Origin of the sequence: Klebsiella sp. CB_Kp196 (assembly GCF_040061575.1) — a bacterium.
GTDB lineage: Bacteria > Pseudomonadota > Gammaproteobacteria > Enterobacterales > Enterobacteriaceae > Klebsiella > Klebsiella michiganensis.
On the sequence record NZ_JBEAFH010000082.1, the window covers coordinates 117,516 to 133,636 of the forward strand.

At 58.3% G+C, this 16,121-nt stretch carries 11 protein-coding genes; 1 reads left to right on the forward strand and 10 read right to left on the reverse strand.

The window, feature by feature from the left end:
• Positions 1-47 precede the first annotated feature (47 nt).
• The 5 genes from ABLU87_RS28605 to ABLU87_RS28625 form a co-directional block, all read right to left on the reverse strand.
• Positions 48-1,442, reverse strand: a complete 1,395-nt coding sequence (locus tag ABLU87_RS28605; RefSeq protein ID WP_103814793.1) for a DUF3999 domain-containing protein — start codon at positions 1,440-1,442, stop codon at positions 48-50.
• The gene (locus ABLU87_RS28610; protein WP_122116968.1) at positions 1,439-4,120 is read right to left on the reverse strand and encodes a DUF2339 domain-containing protein; all 2,682 of its coding nucleotides are present in this window, start codon (positions 4,118-4,120) and stop codon (positions 1,439-1,441) included. Before ABLU87_RS28610 ends, ABLU87_RS28605 begins: the two co-directional genes overlap by 4 nt.
• A 136-nt stretch (positions 4,121-4,256) precedes the next feature.
• Positions 4,257-6,125, reverse strand: coding sequence for an amidohydrolase (locus ABLU87_RS28615; protein WP_025107188.1), 1,869 nt, complete (start codon positions 6,123-6,125; stop codon positions 4,257-4,259).
• Between the two features lie 24 nt (positions 6,126-6,149).
• Positions 6,150-6,695: an antibiotic biosynthesis monooxygenase gene (locus ABLU87_RS28620; protein WP_014228152.1), complete on the reverse strand. Its 546-nt coding sequence runs from the start codon at positions 6,693-6,695 to the stop codon at positions 6,150-6,152.
• Positions 6,696-7,002: 307 nt separating this feature from the next.
• Positions 7,003-7,644 (reverse strand): hydrolase, encoded by a 642-nt coding sequence (locus ABLU87_RS28625; protein ID WP_004848179.1) that lies wholly within the window; start codon positions 7,642-7,644, stop codon positions 7,003-7,005.
• Between the two features lie 291 nt (positions 7,645-7,935).
• Between ABLU87_RS28625 and ABLU87_RS28630 the strand changes: the two genes are divergently transcribed.
• Entirely contained in the window at positions 7,936-8,838 is a 903-nt protein-coding gene (locus tag ABLU87_RS28630) for a LysR family transcriptional regulator (RefSeq protein WP_014228151.1), read from the forward strand.
• On the opposite strand, the gene malZ is transcribed toward ABLU87_RS28630, so the two are convergent.
• The 5 genes from malZ to phoB all read right to left on the reverse strand — a co-directional run bounded on the left by malZ (position 8,835) and on the right by phoB (position 16,038).
• Complete coding sequence (gene malZ / locus ABLU87_RS28635; RefSeq protein ID WP_025107190.1) at positions 8,835-10,652, reverse strand: maltodextrin glucosidase; 1,818 nt, start codon at positions 10,650-10,652, stop codon at positions 8,835-8,837. The genes ABLU87_RS28630 and malZ overlap by 4 nt on opposite strands.
• Positions 10,653-10,805: 153 nt before the next feature.
• Positions 10,806-12,176: a proline-specific permease ProY gene (gene proY / locus ABLU87_RS28640; protein ID WP_122116967.1), complete on the reverse strand. Its 1,371-nt coding sequence runs from the start codon at positions 12,174-12,176 to the stop codon at positions 10,806-10,808.
• 123 nt (positions 12,177-12,299) lie between these two features.
• The gene (brnQ, locus tag ABLU87_RS28645) at positions 12,300-13,619 is read right to left on the reverse strand and encodes a branched-chain amino acid transporter carrier protein BrnQ (RefSeq protein ID WP_014837566.1); all 1,320 of its coding nucleotides are present in this window, start codon (positions 13,617-13,619) and stop codon (positions 12,300-12,302) included.
• A gap of 418 nt (positions 13,620-14,037) precedes the next feature.
• Positions 14,038-15,327: a phosphate regulon sensor histidine kinase PhoR gene (gene phoR / locus ABLU87_RS28650; RefSeq protein WP_004848171.1), complete on the reverse strand. Its 1,290-nt coding sequence runs from the start codon at positions 15,325-15,327 to the stop codon at positions 14,038-14,040.
• Between the two features lie 21 nt (positions 15,328-15,348).
• Entirely contained in the window at positions 15,349-16,038 is a 690-nt protein-coding gene (gene phoB, locus ABLU87_RS28655) for a phosphate response regulator transcription factor PhoB (protein WP_004099401.1), read from the reverse strand.
• Positions 16,039-16,121: the final 83 nt, after the last annotated feature.

A 16,121-nucleotide genomic window follows, 5' to 3' on the forward strand; every position in this document is an offset into this window, starting at 1 on the left:
TCGGCGTACGTTCGGCAAAAGGCTCGCAGATGCGAGCCTTTTTTGTTTTATACGGAGCCGCTTTTTTTCACTTCGCGCCAGATTCGCCACGCCATCAGCGCCAGCACCAGGACGCCCACTATTAGCGCTCCCCACACCAGCAGCGTTTTCCAGCCGCTCTGCTGCTCGGTAGCCGACGTCGCCGTCAACCGCGCTTCACCGCCGAGGGTGACGCTCTCCTGCGCGACGGCCAGCGGTAGATCGCTTACAGCCTGCGTTTTGCGCAGCGACGCCGGTATCAGCATGTCCATGGCGACATCTGCCTTTGGCGCCGCCCGGTTGCCCCAGGCCAGCATATAAGGCCCTTTTCCCTGGGTATTAAAAATCAGCTGGTATTTGTCTCGCGCACCGCTTATCGCGGGCAGCGACGTCGGTAATCGGGCGTTAATCGTTGTGATCCGCACCGCTTCAACCGGCTGGCCTGAAAGTTGAATATCCTCCGAACGCTTGCCGTCCAGTCGATACAGCACGGTTTTGGTTAGCGGCTGCCAGGCTTCTTTTTCGCCGCTGCGCCAGGAGAGCGCGACCGGCAGAACCCCTTCGCTGGCCATCGATATCCTGAGCGAAGTCAGCGGCTGAGGCCGGGCCCAGCGCCAAACGGCTTCCTCATCTGAAATCTTGTTCGCCTGCGCATCAAGCTCAATGCGCGTAGACTCGGGCTCTCTGCGTTCGGCCAGGGCCGTCACGCTATTTAACACGACCGCCTTGCTTTGCGAATCGAGGATCACCAGCAGGTAACGATTCCCGTCCGCGGAGAGCGTCAGGTCAGCGCTAATGGTATCCATTTTCAAACGATCGCTATCGCGCGCCAGATCCATAAGGGGCGCATCCTCCTGGACAGGGCGCCAGTACTTCAAATCCCGACTGGAATAGACCGACGCTTTCCCCTGCCAGCTGCCCGCCAGCGCCGCCCAGTTCAGCCGCAGCTGAGCCAGCGCAAACGCGTCCGTTTTCTCCGTTGGCAGCGTCAGTAAGTAGCTCTGCCCGAGCGCCTTCGCATCATCGGTTTCCAGATGAATTTCGATCCCCGTTGTTGAACGCAGGACCAGCGATTCTCCGCCGCGTCGCCCCTCTTCGCGCGGCGGAACCGGCGACATCTCCAGAGGGAAAAGCCGCAGCGTCATCGCTTCAGGCGTAACGGGCTGCGCCTTCTGCACCTGCAGCGCGAACGGTACGGTCTCTCCCTGATGGTTAAATACCCGCACATCGCGCAGGTCAGGCCACGCCGTCCCCTGATAGAGCAGCGGGGAAAGCTCGACGCGATACCAGGGCGACGCGCCGGTGGTTTCCAGCATCACCCCCTGCATATAGTCCAGTGGTTTTTCTCGCGCTTCATCGCCGCTGACAGCCGCGCCCGTCACGCCCAGCAGCACGCTGCATAACACCGCTTTCATCCATTTCATTTTTCTTCTCCTGCTTTGGGCGGTAACGGGGAAAAATACCCGACGATCAGCACCAAAATAGCCACGCCGATAAACGCGACAGCGCGCGCCAGCCCGCCGCCGCGCGCGCTGTCCACCAGCATGAGTTTCACAATGACAACGCCTAACAACGCCGCGCCGCACAGCCATTCGCGGCGGGAGTGTCGCCGCGTCGCACGCAGCATGACCGCCAGCGCCGCCAGCGTCCAGACCAGAGCGAAAGTGGTCTGAATTAAGCGCGAATGCCACAGCGCCTCTATATTCCAGGCCACCTCGCCGTACCAGGCCAGGGCGCGCAGCAGCAGGCCATTCAGCCACCAGAAGCCGAGCGCCAGCAGCGCGACCGCGGGCCAGGGGCGGCATACCGATAGCTGCAGCGGAAAATAACGCCGCGAAACGCGATAAAATATCGTCAGCCCAAGCAGCGCGAAAGCGGCGCCCTCTTCCAGCGGGTTAATCAACGGCAAATAGGTCTGACCGTAGACCGTACCATCCTGCACGTTCGTCAGCGTTAGCAGGCATCCCAGCGCAACCGCCACCGGTATCATGGCCTGAGAGGCATACAACCCAGGCCATACCCGGAATGGCCATATTTGCCGATGAACGGCTTCAGAGACAAGGAAGATCAGCCCCCCGCCTGCCGCCATCATTAATCCACTCGCCCAGGCCGACATCCCCCACGGCAAATCCCGGGTAAACCAAAACAGCTCCATCGCCAGCGCCAGCAACACCATCCAGAACAGCGACAGGTGGGCGAGCCTGTTTATGCGCGGCGGGAGCGAAGGCCCATCACGCCAGAGCAGCGCCACCGCCGCGGGCAGCGCCGCGCACCAGGCCAGATTTTGCCAGCCAGCAGCGAAAATCTGCTGTTGGGATAGCTGATAAAACAGCACTATCAACATCATTGGCCACAACAACCATTTGCTGGCATCCAGCTCTTGCCAGACTAAACGCGCAGCAACCGCGCGCCAGCACCATACCGACGCGGCCAGCGTCGCCAGCACGCCAAATATAATCTGCGAGTCTTTACTCAACGCCAGCTGCGATGCGCTGACAAGCGCCACCACCCAGAACAGTAGCCCGCCCAAAAGCAGTCCTCCACTGGTGTGCACTTCAATGCTTCGCCACAGCCAGGCGGCGACCAGCCAGCTAAGACTGAGTACAGCGAAAATCAGCAGCAAAGAAAGCGGCGTGGCGTCATTTGCCTGCGCCCAGAGCGCGCTGCCAACCGCCAAAAAGAGTAGCGCAGTCCCACTATAGCTCATACGCCGCTGCTGCTGTTGCACGCCCAGCCAGAGGATCCCGAGCCCCTCCAGCGACCAGGCCATCGCGGTCCAGCGAGCCGAAAGCGCAAGGGGAATAGCAAGGGTGGTAAATGCGCCGCCGAGCGCCAGCGCGGCCAGTACCAGCGGCTTCCCTAAAGAGGGGTAGCGACGCAGTGCCAGCCAGGCTAAAGCCAGATAGAAGCCACCGTAGCCCAGCGCGCTGAGCGCCGGACCGTATTCCATATGCCGGGTGATAGCGTACTGCATACCAAAGCCGACCAGCGGCGGTGCAAACAGCAGAACGCCGTCAATAATCTGCTTACCCTTTTCCTGCGCCCGCAGCGACAGCGCCACGCTCAACACGCCAAAAATAAGCGTATTGGCGATTAAGAACAGCTGGCAGCTCAGGTAATACTCTGGCCGATAATCATTCAGCCCCCACAGGCCACCGACGCCAAAGGTAAACAGCAGGCCAAGCAGATTAAGCTCCCGCCAGTGCTGGCGGATGCTGATGGCAAGAATGCCCACCGACAGCAGAAGATAGAATGAGAACAACGCCACATGACTGCCGCCGCCGGTAGAGAGCAGCAGCGGCGCAAGATAACCGCCAAGACTCGCCAGCATGGCCAGGCTGAGCGCTTTTTGCACAATCGCCAGCCCTACGCTCGCCGCGCAAATCACCACCAGCAGCGCAAACGCCAGGGTCATCGGCAGCATCTGCCACAGGCGAAAGGCGCCAAAAACGGTGAGATAGAGCGCCCCCGTTGCCCCACCCTGTAAGATCAGGGCGTACATCGGTTGCTTATGCCGCAACCGCCATCCGACAGCCAGCAGGACAATGGCGAACAACGACGCCGCGACCAGACGCAACTCGAGGGGGAAAAGAGCGTGTTCCACGGTATAGCGCAGCAGAAAGGAGAGGCCAAGAAACAGCAGCAGGATCCCGAGCTTCGCCAGCGGGTTACCCTGCATAAACCAACGAACCAATGACGATACCATCCCGCCAAACGCGGAAGGTTGTTCGGTTTCAGGAGCCGATTTCGCCATCTGCTCCGGCTTCGGCGTTGGCTTCGGCGTTGGCTTCGGCGTTGGCTTCGGCTGCGAAAGCCATGGGTCAACGGCTTCCGCCACGGGCGCCGGTGATGGCTCGTGTTCTACCAGCGCTGTTGCGTCAACAGAGGCAACGACTTCCGGAGCAGTCGGCACGACGCCACTTGCCTCCGCCACCGGTGCCTGCGCAACGCCGCGCAGCTCAAGCTCCTCAACCCGACGCTGCAAAGCCGCCAGTTCCACACGGACCGCCGCGCTGCGCCTGAGCGCGGCAATCGCCACGAGCGGCCCAACCACCAGCCCACAGAATAAAATCACAGCGCCAAAGATCAGTAGATCATCCATGTTCTCACCTTCACTGTTTGAAGAGGGAGCAGAATGACACACATTGTCTTATCAGCGCTATCCGAGAAAATGAAAAAGGCCAATGAGGGCGTGGATGCTCTCATTGGCCTACCGGTACTAATAAGCGTCCGTCGCGCTAAAAAGCAAAGCAGGAGCAGCCGAGAACGCCCCAGAACGCCTGCTCATCGGCAACCGGAATCGCCGATTTGCGCGCAATATCATGCTGATGCCCATGTACGCCGCAGCTGCCGCAGCACTGGTGCATCTGAACTATCGCGCCGATATTCGCGGCCGTCGGCGGCGCGGAACGGTAATGGCCCGGAACTTTCACCACCGGCGACCACTCGGGCAGCACCGGAATGGGCGGCGGCGCCAGCGGCGAAAAGTGTCCCGCCGCGTACACCACCTTGCCGTCCACCACCGTCAGCACCGACTCGATCCCCTTGATTTCCTCTTCCGCGACGCTGAAGTAGTCTTTCGACAGCACCACCAGGTCGGCAAGCTGGCCTTGCTCAATGCGCCCTTTCTTGCCCTGCTCGCTGGAAAACCACGCGCTTCCCGCCGTCCACAGTTCCAGCGCCACGTCGCGCGGCAGGCGGTTGCTGTCGTCGTACATCGCCATCCCGCCGACGGTACGCCCTGATACCAGCCAGTAAAGCGCGGTCCACGGATTGTAGCTCGCCACGCGGGTGGCATCCGTCCCCAGACCCACCGGAACCTCCAGCTCGAGCATTTTCGCGACCGGCGGCGTATGTTTGACCGCGTCTTTACCGTAGCGGTCGACAAAATATTCGCCCTGGAAAGCCATACGGTGCTGCACGGCAATGCCGCCGCCCAGCGCTTTAACGCGTTCGATATTGCGCTCGGTGATGGTTTCCGCATGATCGAAGAACCAGTGCAGCCCGTTGAACGGAATATCGCGATTCACCTTCTCGAAGACGTCGAGCATCCGGCTGATGGATTCATCATAGGTGGCGTGCAGGCGGAACGGCCAGCGGTGTTCAACCAGATGGCGCACCACCCGCTCCAGCTCATCTTCCATCCCTTCCGGCAGATCCGGACGCGGCTGGAGGAAGTCTTCGAAATCCGCCGCCGAGAAAACCAGCATCTCCCCGGCGCCGTTGGCGCGGTAAAAATCGGTGCCCTGTCCCGGCTTGAGCATATCGGTCCAGCGCTCAAAATCTTCCAGCTCCTGCTTAGGCCGCTGGGTAAACAGGTTATAGGCGATACGTACGGTCATCTGCTCTTTGGCGTGCAGCTGTTCAATAATTTCATAATCTTCCGGGTAGTTCTGGAAACCGCCCCCGGCATCAATAGCGCTGGTCAGCCCCAGACGATTAAGCTCGCGCATAAACTGCCGCGTTGAGTTGACCTGAAGTTCCAGCGGCAGCTTCGGCCCTTTGGCCAGCGTCGAGTAGAGGATCATCGCATTGGGTTTGGCGATCAGCATCCCGGTCGGGTTGCCGTTACCGTCGCGAACGATCTCGCCGCCCGCCGGATCCGGGGTCTCTTTGGTGTAGCCCACCGCCTTCAGCGCCGCGCGGTTTAGCAATGCGCGATCGTACAGATGCAGGACAAATACCGGCGTATCCGGCGCCGCATCGTTAAGCTCCTCCAGCGTCGGCATCCGCCGTTCGGCGAACTGGAACTCGCTCCAGCCGCCGACCACCCGCACCCACTGCGGCGACGGCGTGCGATCGGCCTGATCTTTTAGCATCCGCAGCGCGTCCGCCAGCGAGGGAACCCCCTCCCAGCGCAGCTCCAGATTGTAGTTCAGACCGCCGCGGATCAGGTGCAGGTGGGAGTCGTTCAGGCCGGGGATCGCCGTATGGCCTTTGAGATCGATAATTTGCGTCCCGTCCGCGGCAAAGCTCATGATCCGATCGTGGCTACCGACGGCGAGAATTTTACCGTCAGCGATCGCCACCGCATCGGCCACGGGATTTTGACGATCGAGAGTATGAACCCGACCGTGGGTCAGGATCAGTGTGGCAGTTTGCGACATAACGCACTCCTTCAGGAGGCTGGCTCAGTTTTTCTTTAACCAGCCAGCAAACAGACGGGTCACGATGGGCATCCAGAACCAGACCACCAGCGCGACCACACAGGCATCATTGATCAGATGCAGCAACAGGCTTCCCTTCAGCGAGGGCAACAGTATTCCGGTTATTGATGGCACCAGGTTTGTACTGGGGAAAATCACCAGCAGGGTGATTAAAAATTGCTTCCAGCGTCGCGGCTGGCGCACGTTCGCCGCGGGCGGCGTAAACCAGAAGGCCGGTTCAGTCCGGACTTCGGTACGATCGCCTTCGCTCAGCAGCGGCGCAATTTCCGCCACCAGCTGGCGGCGGGTCTCCGACTGGGTCCAGGCGTAAAGATGCTCAATGGTGTCGAAGCGAATAATCACGCTCCATAAATTCTGCCCGGGGGCCGGACGAATGACGTTTGCGCCAAGATGGCCGGGAAACTCTGCCGCAATCGGCATAATTTTGCCCAGCCACGCTTCATACTGCTGGCCATGCTCCGGGTCGAGCACATGGCTGATCACCAGGGTCACCGATTTCTGTTGCGCCATTAAGAGTTCCTTGCTTCAGGGAATGGCGGGTTGTCCGCCGCCATTCGCTATACATGACCATACACAAAATCATTCACGCTGCGTCGAGGCGGCAAGGTTGTTCGTCCCCGGGAACTGACATGAGTCAGTGACCGGGGCGGGCAAACGAAGCCAACAAAGAAGCAGCTTGAAGGATGATGCCAATACACAAAATCATTCATGCTGCGTCGAGGCGGCAAGGTTGTTCGTCCCCGGGAGCTGACATGAGTCAGTGACCGGGGCGGACAAACGAAGCCAACAAAGAGGCAGCTTGAAGGATGAAGTGTATTTAAGCTTTACGCTCTGGCGCGCCGTGCACCATGGTATAAGCGTAATCCACGCCCATCCCGTAGGCGCCGCTGTGCTCGCGCACCAGGTCCATCACTGCGTCATACGTCTCTTTACGCGACCAGTCGCGCTGGTACTCCAGCAGCACCTGCTGCCAGGTTACCGGCACCGCGCCAGCCTGCACCATACGGTCAATGGAGCGTTCGTGGGCATCAACCGAGGTGCCGCCGGAGGTATCGGTCACCACGTAAACTTCATAGCCCGCATCCAGCGCCATCAGCGCCGGGAAAGTCAGGCAGACTTCCGTCCACAGTGCGGAAATAATCAGTTTCTTGCGTCCGGTCGCCTTTACCGCTTCAACAAAAGCCGCGTCTTCCCAGGAATTCATTGAGGTACGTTCAATAGGTTTCACATCAGGATGTACGGCCAGCAGTTCCGGCCAGATATAGCCGCTGAAGCTTTTGGTTTCTACGGAGGTATAAATCACCGGAACATTAAAAATTTTGCCCGCTTTGGCTAAGGCCACCGTATTATTTTTCAGGGTCTGGCGGTCAATATTGGCTACGCCAAAAGACATTTGCGGCTGGTGGTCAATAAAAATAAGCGCTGAGTTTGAGGGATCGATCAGTTCACGAATAGACATAACATATCCTGTTAATCAATGAGTTAAAAAGATACTACCGTTTCCGTTGTGCTGTCTGGATCCTGACTGATAAAGCATGGTGAGTATAGTCAGTAATTTCTAACGAGTTATTAAAGATTTTTTTCTGATTTATTTCCAAAGCGAAAAGTTATGACTATTCGATTAACCATTACAAGATGGGCGAAATTATGTTTATCAAATTTTTACGGTTAACCGTTCTAAATTATTCACTGGAATTGAACAGGGCGCTCCGGTAAAACGGGGGCACTCTTTTTTACCGGAAGCTGACGCATGCGCCTGAACCTTGATGTCCTGTTGATTCTCGACGCGCTGGACAAACATGGCTCTTTTGCCACCGCCGCAGAATCGCTATTTAAAACCCCTGCCGCGCTGAGCTACATGATTCAAAAGCTGGAAAACGATCTGAATATCACTCTGTTGGATCGCTCCGGGCACCGGGCGAAATTTACCGATACGGGCAGAATGATGCTGGAGAAAGGCCGATTGCTGCTGAATGCCGCCAAAGATCTGGAAAAGCAGGCGGTGCAGCTCAGCGCCGGTTGGGAACGGGATCTGGCAATCGCCCTGGATGACTCTTTCCCGTTTAGCGCGCTGCTGCCGCTGATCGACGCGTTCTACGCCCAGCATCCGCAAACCCGCCTTAACTTTACCCACCATACTCTTGCGGGCTCGTGGGAAGAGCTCACCCACAACGGCGCGGATATTATTCTCGGGGCGATCAATGAACCGCCGACCTCCGCCGAATGGTCGTGGAAAATGCTCGGCGCCATGGACAATATTTTCGTCATCGCGCCGGGGCATCCGCTGGCGGAAACAACCCAACCGCTGACCAATAAGCAGCTCAGCCTGCATCGCGCGGTGGTTATCAGCGACAGCGCCCGCTACTGCCATCCGCTCAACAGCAACCTGCTCGACGAGCAGCCGCAAATCCGCGTCGATGATTTCGCCAGTAAAGTCGAACTCTTGCGCGCCGGGCTGGGCTGCGGCTTTTTACCGCGCCACATTGCCCGGCCGTGGCTGGAAAAAGGCGAGCTGGTCGAAAAGGCCGTCATCTCCTGCCGCGAGAAAGATATCACCTATATGGCCTGGCGCAGCGGCAACGACGGGCTGGCCCAGCGCTGGTGGCGCGAAGCCATTTTGCAAAGTGAAAGCCTGAGCCAGCTCTACGACTAGCGGCTAAACCAGACGCTGGCGGAGATCGCCGGTAGCGTCAGCACGCCGTCGTGTAGCGCCCCGGCGCCCTCTTTCAGCTGCCAGCCGTTGACGTCGAGCAGCGGCGAATCCTCCACCACCACCTCGCAGGCTTCGCCGCGGTTGATCGCCACCAGCACGCGCTGCTGCTTATAGACGCGCACGAACACCACCACGTTATCTTCGGCATAAATCACCTGACAGCCGCCGTAGCGCAGCGCCTGATTGGCCTTACGCAGCTTGCTCATCCGCTTGTACAGTTCAAGCAGAGCGCCATCCTGCAAAGCCGGATCCCACGGGAACGGCTTACGGCAGAACGGATCGTTATTGCCATCCACGCCCACTTCATCGCCGTAGTAAATGCACGGCACGCCCGGCCAGCTAAATAGCCACACCACCGCCAGCGGCAGGCGGGCAACATCTTTGCCGAGCAGAGACTTAAAGCGCGCGGTATCGTGGCTATCGAGCTGGTTAAACATCCGCAGCTGCTGCTGGTGCGACAGTCCGGCGCGATAGTTATCCATCCACGCCATACAGGTCTGCGCATCGATTTTCTGCGGATCGTAGGAGATATCGGTGTTCGCGAGAAAGCCCCACAGCGGAAAGGTAAAGCCGCGGTAGTTCATCGCCGAGTCTTCAACGTCGGCCTGTAGCCACTGGCGCGCGTCGCCGAAATGCTCACCGAACACGAAAGCGTCCGGCCGCTCCAGCTTCGCCGCCTGGGTAATGCCGGCGATATGGCGCAGGTTATTGCGCGCCCCGCCCTCTTCGCCCAGCATATGCACCACATCCAGGCGCCAGCCGTCCATGCTCCATGGCGCTTTCAGCCAGTGGCGCACGATACTATCTTCCCCGCCATAGATTTCATCGATCAGCGTCGACGACCGGTAGTCCAGCTTAGGCAAGCTGGCGTATCCCAACCAGTCGTGGGCAACGCCCTCGGGGGAAAAATTATACCAGTCGCGCCACGGCGAATCGGCGTTATGGCAGGCGCCGCCGCTACCGCGCTGGTGGCGGTCGAACCAGGCATGCGAATCGCCGCTATGGTTGAACACGCCATCGAGGATCAGACGCATTCCCTCTTTTTGCGTATGGTGGCGCAGGCGCAGCAGCGCCGCATCGCCGCCAAACTGCGGATCAACGCGACGATAATCCTCGGTATCATATTTATGCACGCTGGGGGCGACAAATACCGGATTCAGGTACAGCGCCGTTACGCCAAGCTGCTTCAGGTACGGCAGCCGCTCGCTGATACCATCGAGATCGCCGCCGTAAAAGGTGGAGCCGCCCGCCTCGGCGGTTAGCGGTTCATCCCACGCTTTGCGTACGATGTCGTGACCGGCGGCGTGATGGTAATAAATCGCATCCTGTCCCGCTTCGCGAGACTCGCTGCGGGCAAAACGGTCAGGGAAGATTTGATAAAATACCTGATCGGCTACCCACTGCGGTCCGCTGTCCGGCAGATCGACCGCAAACTGCTCCAGCCTCGCCGGCGGAAAGCGGTTGAACCCCTGCGGCGTGAACCACAGCTGGCGGTCGGCCCACAGCAGCTTGAAGCTGTAGCGGCGACGCGGCTGCCCGTTAACGAGGCTGATTTCCCCGCGCCACGCCACCACGCCCGGATGCGGCTCCTGCCGCAGGCGGTGCATCGGCAGCGACAGCTCTTCGTTATCCTCTTCCGCGCGCAGCGTGACCCGCGGCGGCAGATCGTCGCCGCTTAACCATAGCGTAATAATCAGTCGTTCCTGCTGTTCCTTAATAAACGGAGCAACCGGGAGGTGCCATGCCTTCAACATCATTATTCCTCTCTTTGCAGAATGGGCACACCTTGCCACAGCGTACTGGCGTATGACTCATCATCGGCAGAATTATTGGGGGAGGATGGCGGGGGTGGAGGGATAGCTTGCCGGATAGCCCGTGCGTATCCGGCAAGAAGAGAACGAAAATGACTAGGCTTTCGCCAGTTTTCGCTCGCGGCGGGTTTTAAACTGCCAGCCAATCAGCAGCAGGAGAATCCACGCAAAGCCAACGTACAGCGAGATGCGGGTATCAGGATGGTAGCCGATCAGACCGATAATAAAGACCAGGAACAGCAGGCCAATCACCGTGGTCGCGACACCGCCAGGCACCCTGAACTTAAGCGCCTTCGCCTCTTCCGGCGGCAGACGGCGGCGGAAGGCGATCTGCGACAGCAGGATCATAATCCACACCCAGACGGTGGCGAAAGTGGCCAGCGAGGCGATCACCAGGAAAACGTTCTCCGGCATAATATAGTTAAGATAGACCGCGAACAGCAGCGCGATGGTCATCACCATCACCGTCACCCACGGCACCCCGCGACGGGAGGTTTTCGCGAACATTTTCGGCGCGCTGCCCTGCTCCGCCATGCCGTGCAGCATACGCCCCACGCCAAAGACGTCGGAGTTAATCGCCGACAGCGAAGCGGTCAGCACCACAAAGTTCAGGATGCTGGCGGCAAAAGTGATGCCGAGATGCTGGAAGGTTAAGACGAACGGGCTGCCGTTGGTCCCGACCTGGTTCCACGGATAGATAGACATAATCACAAACAGCGTCCCGACGTAAAACACCAGGATACGCATCGGCACCGAGTTAATGGCGCGCGGAATGGATTTCTCCGGATCTTTCGCTTCGCCGGCGGTGATACCGATGATTTCGATCCCACCGTAGGCGAACATTACCATCTGCAGCGACATCACCATCCCCAGCCAGCCGTTGCTGAAGAAGCCGCCGTTGCTCCAGAGGTTGTGGATACCCGTCGGCTGCCCGCCGTTGCCAATACCCCAGATAATGATGCCGAAACCGGCGAGGATCATGATGATAATCGTGGCGACTTTGAAGAAGGAGAACCAGAACTCCAGCTCGCCGAAGACCTTCACGCTCATCAGGTTGACGGCGCAGATAATCAGCACCACGCTGAGCACCCAAATCCAGTGCGGTACCGCCGGGAACCAGACGCCCATATAGATACCGAAGGCCGTGACGTCGGCGATGGCGACAATCAGAATTTCGAAACAGTAGGTCCAGCCGGTGATATAGCCCGCCAGCGGGCCAAGATAATCCTGCGCGTAGCGCGAGAATGAACTGGCGGCCGGGTTATGCACCGACATCTCGCCCAGCGCGCGCATGATAATGTAGGCCGCGACGCCGCCGATAATATAAGCCAACAGAACGCTCGGCCCCGCCATTTTAATCGCGTCAGCCGAACCATAGAAAAGGCCGGTACCGATTGCCGACCCCAGCGCCATAAAGCGAATATGCCGGGTACTTAGCCCGCGCTTAAGCTTGTTACTACTTTCCATCGTGTTCCATGCCGTTTTTCTCCTCTGGCCTTCGCGGGGGCAAAGAACAAAGGAGGGTGACCAAAAAAACAAAAAACCACGGGACCTGAAGTCCCGTGGTTAAACACCTGTGTAAAGCGTCGGTTAGTGCGCGCTGGATGTCACCTGACGTCCCGCTGCGCGATCCCAGATAACCGCCAGCACCACCATAACGGCGGTTGGCATCAGCCAGGCCAGGCCCTGCTCCGCCAGCGGCAGACGCGCGGTCCAGGACGGCATCATCTCTGCAAACGCCGACGCTTTAATGCCGTCAATGATACCAAACATCAGGCTGATAAACATTGCCGGGGCGATAACGCGGGACGAATTATGCCACCAACCGCGGGTAAAGCTTAATACAACCAGTGCGATACACGGCGGATAGATAGCCGTCAGCACCGGAATCGAAATCTGAATCAGGTGGCTCAGGCCGAGGTTGGAGACCGCCATCGAAAACAGGCCGAGGATAAACACCAGCGTACGGTAGGAGAACGGCAGGTACTGGGCAAAGAACTCCGCGCAGGCGCAGGTCAAGCCCACCGCCGTCACCAGACAGGCGATAAAGATCAGCGCCGCCAGCAGGAAGCTTCCCGCGCCGCCGAAGGTGTGCTGGACGTAAGCATGCAGAATCGCCGCGCCGTTAGCGGACTGCTCCACCAGCGTGCCGCTATCGGAACCTAAACGGAACAGCGCCAGGTACAGCAGCGTCAGGCCCACGCCGGCCATCAGGCCAGCCCAGACGGTGTAGCGGGTCAGCAGGCGGGCTTCGGTGACGCCGCGAGAACGCGCGGCGTTAACAATCACGATACCAAAGACCATTGCCCCGAGGGTGTCCATGGTCAGATAGCCGTTGACGAAGCCGTTAGAGAACGGCGCGGTGCGGTAGGCTTCCATCGCGTGGCTCAGCGGACCGGCAGGCCAGACGATTGCCGCCACGGCGAGAATAATCAGGGCGATAATTTTCAGCGGCGCGAGGAAATTCCCCACGGTGTCCAGCAGCTTGCCCGGGTAGAGCGAAACGAGGATCACCAGCGCAAAATAGATAACGCTGTAAATCAGCAGCGGCAGCGGGCCGTCGCCGGTCAGCGGCGCAATCCCCACCTCAAAAGAGACGGTCGCGGTACGCGGGGTCGCGAACAGCGGCCCTACGGCCAGGTAGCAGACGACCGCCAGCAGGATACCGGCGACTTTACCAATCGGCGTGCTCAGGCTCTCTACGCCGCCGCCGACTTTTGCCAGCGCCACGACCGTTAGCACCGGCAGACCCACGGCGGTAATCAGAAAGCCAATGGCCGCGCTCCAGACGTGTTCGCCGGCCTGTAAGCCAACCATTGGGGGGAAGATAATATTGCCTGCGCCGACAAACAGCGCGAAGGTCATAAAGCCCAACGCTATGATGTCGCGAGATTTTAACTGATGGGTCATAAATTCATTACAGCCTGTGGATGTGGTGTTGTAAAAACGGATAAATACCGCGCCTTTCCCCTGGGGATGATACAGCGGCCATTGTCAGTAAACTCAGCGGGATATGCTCCCAAAGCGGCGTGGAAAAGAATTGTTTTTTGAATTACCACGCAAAAACAGTCTGTCTGCGACCGTAGGGGGGCAATTTAAACGCTTATAACGTTTTAAAGCAAGGAGGGATCGCAAAAGCAGATGATTATGCTAACTCTATTTTGATGCGTAGAATTATTTACCTGATGGATAGAAAACATCTGGCTTATCATGCGAACAAAAAAGCAGCGAGCGTTCGTTAATTACGCAGCTGTGATTGCGCTGCAAAGGAAAATGACCAGCCGAAGCTGGTCATTGGCAAGTTATTCTGACACCCGGCCGCTCGGGCTCAATTTTTGGCAATTAAACGTTCCGGTAACAGGAAGCTAAAGCGGGTGCCTTTCCCCAGCGTACTCTCAATTTCGAGGCGGCTATCGTGATGGCTGACGGCGTGTTTGACGATCGCCAGCCCCAGACCGCTGCCGCCGGTCTGTCTTGAACGCGCTTTATCCACCCGGTAGAAACGCTCGGTCAGACGCGGAATATGTTCCGGCGCGATGCCCGGCCCGTTATCTTCGACGCTGAACAACGCTCCGTGCGGCGCGCGCTGCCAGCTTACGGTAATGTCCGTTCCCGGCGGCGTATGGTTGACCGCGTTATAGACCAGGTTGGAAATGGCGCTGCGCAGCTGTTCTTCATTACCCAGTACTTTCAGCGATTCATCGACCGAAAAATGCAGCACCTGCCTCTGCTGGCTTAGCGTTTGCGCCTCGCGCTCGACCACCCGCAGCATCATCGGCACATCGATTTTATCGTTCATCGCCAGTACCGGCGCGGCTTCGATTCGCGACAGCGTCAGCAGTTGCTTAACCAGGCCTTCCATGCGCTGGGTTTGTTCACGCATGGTGTGCAATGCTTTTTCGCGCGTTCCCCCTTCCAGCACCTGCTCCTGCATCATCTCCAGATACCCCTGCAGCACCGTCAACGGCGTGCGCAGTTCGTGGCTGACGTTGGCGAAAAAGTTTCGCCGCGCCCCTTCCAGCTGGTGCATCTGCGTGACATCGCGCGCCACCATCAGCAGCTGTTTATCGCTATAGGGCATCACGCGAATTTCAAGATGACGGCCGTTATTCAGCACCAGATTGAGCGGTTTGGAAAAATCGCGGTATTTCAGATAATTGGCAAATTCAGGGTAGCGCAAGAGGTTAAGGATGTTCTGCCCGTTATCGTCAGGCCAGCGCAGATTCAGGATCTGCTGGGCCAGACCGTTGCACCAGAACATCACCCCTTCTTCGGTGGTCAGCACCACCGCATCCGGCAGAGACTCCGCCCCGCTGCGAAAGCGCTTAATCAGGCTTCCCAGCTCACGGCGGCGCTTTTTATTACGCATCTGCATCTGGTGCAGTCCGTAAAGCAGCGGCTCCCAGCTGCCGCTGCCCGGCGGCGGCGTCATGCTGCGATCAACCCACAGCCACCACGACAGGCGCATCAGATTCCAGAAATGCCAGACAAGAAGACCGGTCACTGCCGCCAATAAAAACCACGGCAGGTAACCTAAAAACGCCCCGAGGATCAGGGCCGGGATACAACACAAGAAAAGCTCAAGCGCCAGCCTTTTCCATGACAGCCGTTCCAGCACGGTTCACACTCCTGTCAGCATTCAGAAACGGGCGGAGAAACGATATCCCGTACCGCGAACCGTTTGTACCATCCGGTCATGGCCGCTATGTTCCAGCGCTTTGCGCAGACGGCGAATATGCACGTCTACCGTTCTGTCTTCGACATAAACGTTGGTTCCCCAGACGTGATTCAGCAGCTGTTCGCGGCTATAGACTCGCTCCGGGTGCGTCATGAAGAAGTGGAGTAATTTAAACTCCGTAGGCCCCATATCCAGCGGATTTTCGCCGGTCATGACGCGATGCGAAGAGGGGTCGAGGCTCAGCCCCTGCATTTCAATCACCTCCTCCACCGCCATCGGCGAAATGCGCCGCATCACGGCTTTAATTCGCGCCACCAGCTCTTTCGGGGAAAACGGCTTAGTGATGTAGTCATCGGCGCCGGTCTCCAGGCCGCGGACGCGATCTTCCTCTTCGCCGCGGGCGGTCAGCATCACCACCGGAATATCACGGGTCATCGCTTCACGCTTGAGCTGTTTAATAAACTGCAGACCCGACCCGCCCGGCAGCATCCAGTCAAGGAGGATCAAATCAGGCCAGGGTTCATTGAGCTGATTGACCGCGCTGTCAAAATCTTCCGCCTCGACGGGCTGAAAGCCGTTTTGCTCCAGAACAAAGCAAACCATTTCGCGGATTGGAGCTTCATCTTCAACGACCAGAATTCTTCTCGCCATTATTTACCCTGTATTTTTTAGCCATCAGTATAGAAGTGCGCGGCCATTATGCGTCAGATTTATGACAGATTTATGAAAAAAAT

Coding starts and splice junctions, on each gene's coding strand:
- ABLU87_RS28605 (WP_103814793.1), bottom strand. CDS start 1,442: ATGAAATGGATGAAAGCGGTGTTATGCAGCGTGCTGCTGGGCGTGACG.
- ABLU87_RS28610 (WP_122116968.1), bottom strand. CDS start 4,120: ATGGATGATCTACTGATCTTTGGCGCTGTGATTTTATTCTGTGGGCTG.
- ABLU87_RS28615 (WP_025107188.1), bottom strand. CDS start 6,125: ATGTCGCAAACTGCCACACTGATCCTGACCCACGGTCGGGTTCATACT.
- ABLU87_RS28620 (WP_014228152.1), bottom strand. CDS start 6,695: ATGGCGCAACAGAAATCGGTGACCCTGGTGATCAGCCATGTGCTCGAC.
- ABLU87_RS28625 (WP_004848179.1), bottom strand. CDS start 7,644: ATGTCTATTCGTGAACTGATCGATCCCTCAAACTCAGCGCTTATTTTT.
- ABLU87_RS28630 (WP_014228151.1), top strand. CDS start 7,936: ATGCGCCTGAACCTTGATGTCCTGTTGATTCTCGACGCGCTGGACAAA.
- malZ (WP_025107190.1), bottom strand. CDS start 10,652: ATGTTGAAGGCATGGCACCTCCCGGTTGCTCCGTTTATTAAGGAACAG.
- proY (WP_122116967.1), bottom strand. CDS start 12,176: ATGGAAAGTAGTAACAAGCTTAAGCGCGGGCTAAGTACCCGGCATATT.
- brnQ (WP_014837566.1), bottom strand. CDS start 13,619: ATGACCCATCAGTTAAAATCTCGCGACATCATAGCGTTGGGCTTTATG.
- phoB (WP_004099401.1), bottom strand. CDS start 16,038: ATGGCGAGAAGAATTCTGGTCGTTGAAGATGAAGCTCCAATCCGCGAA.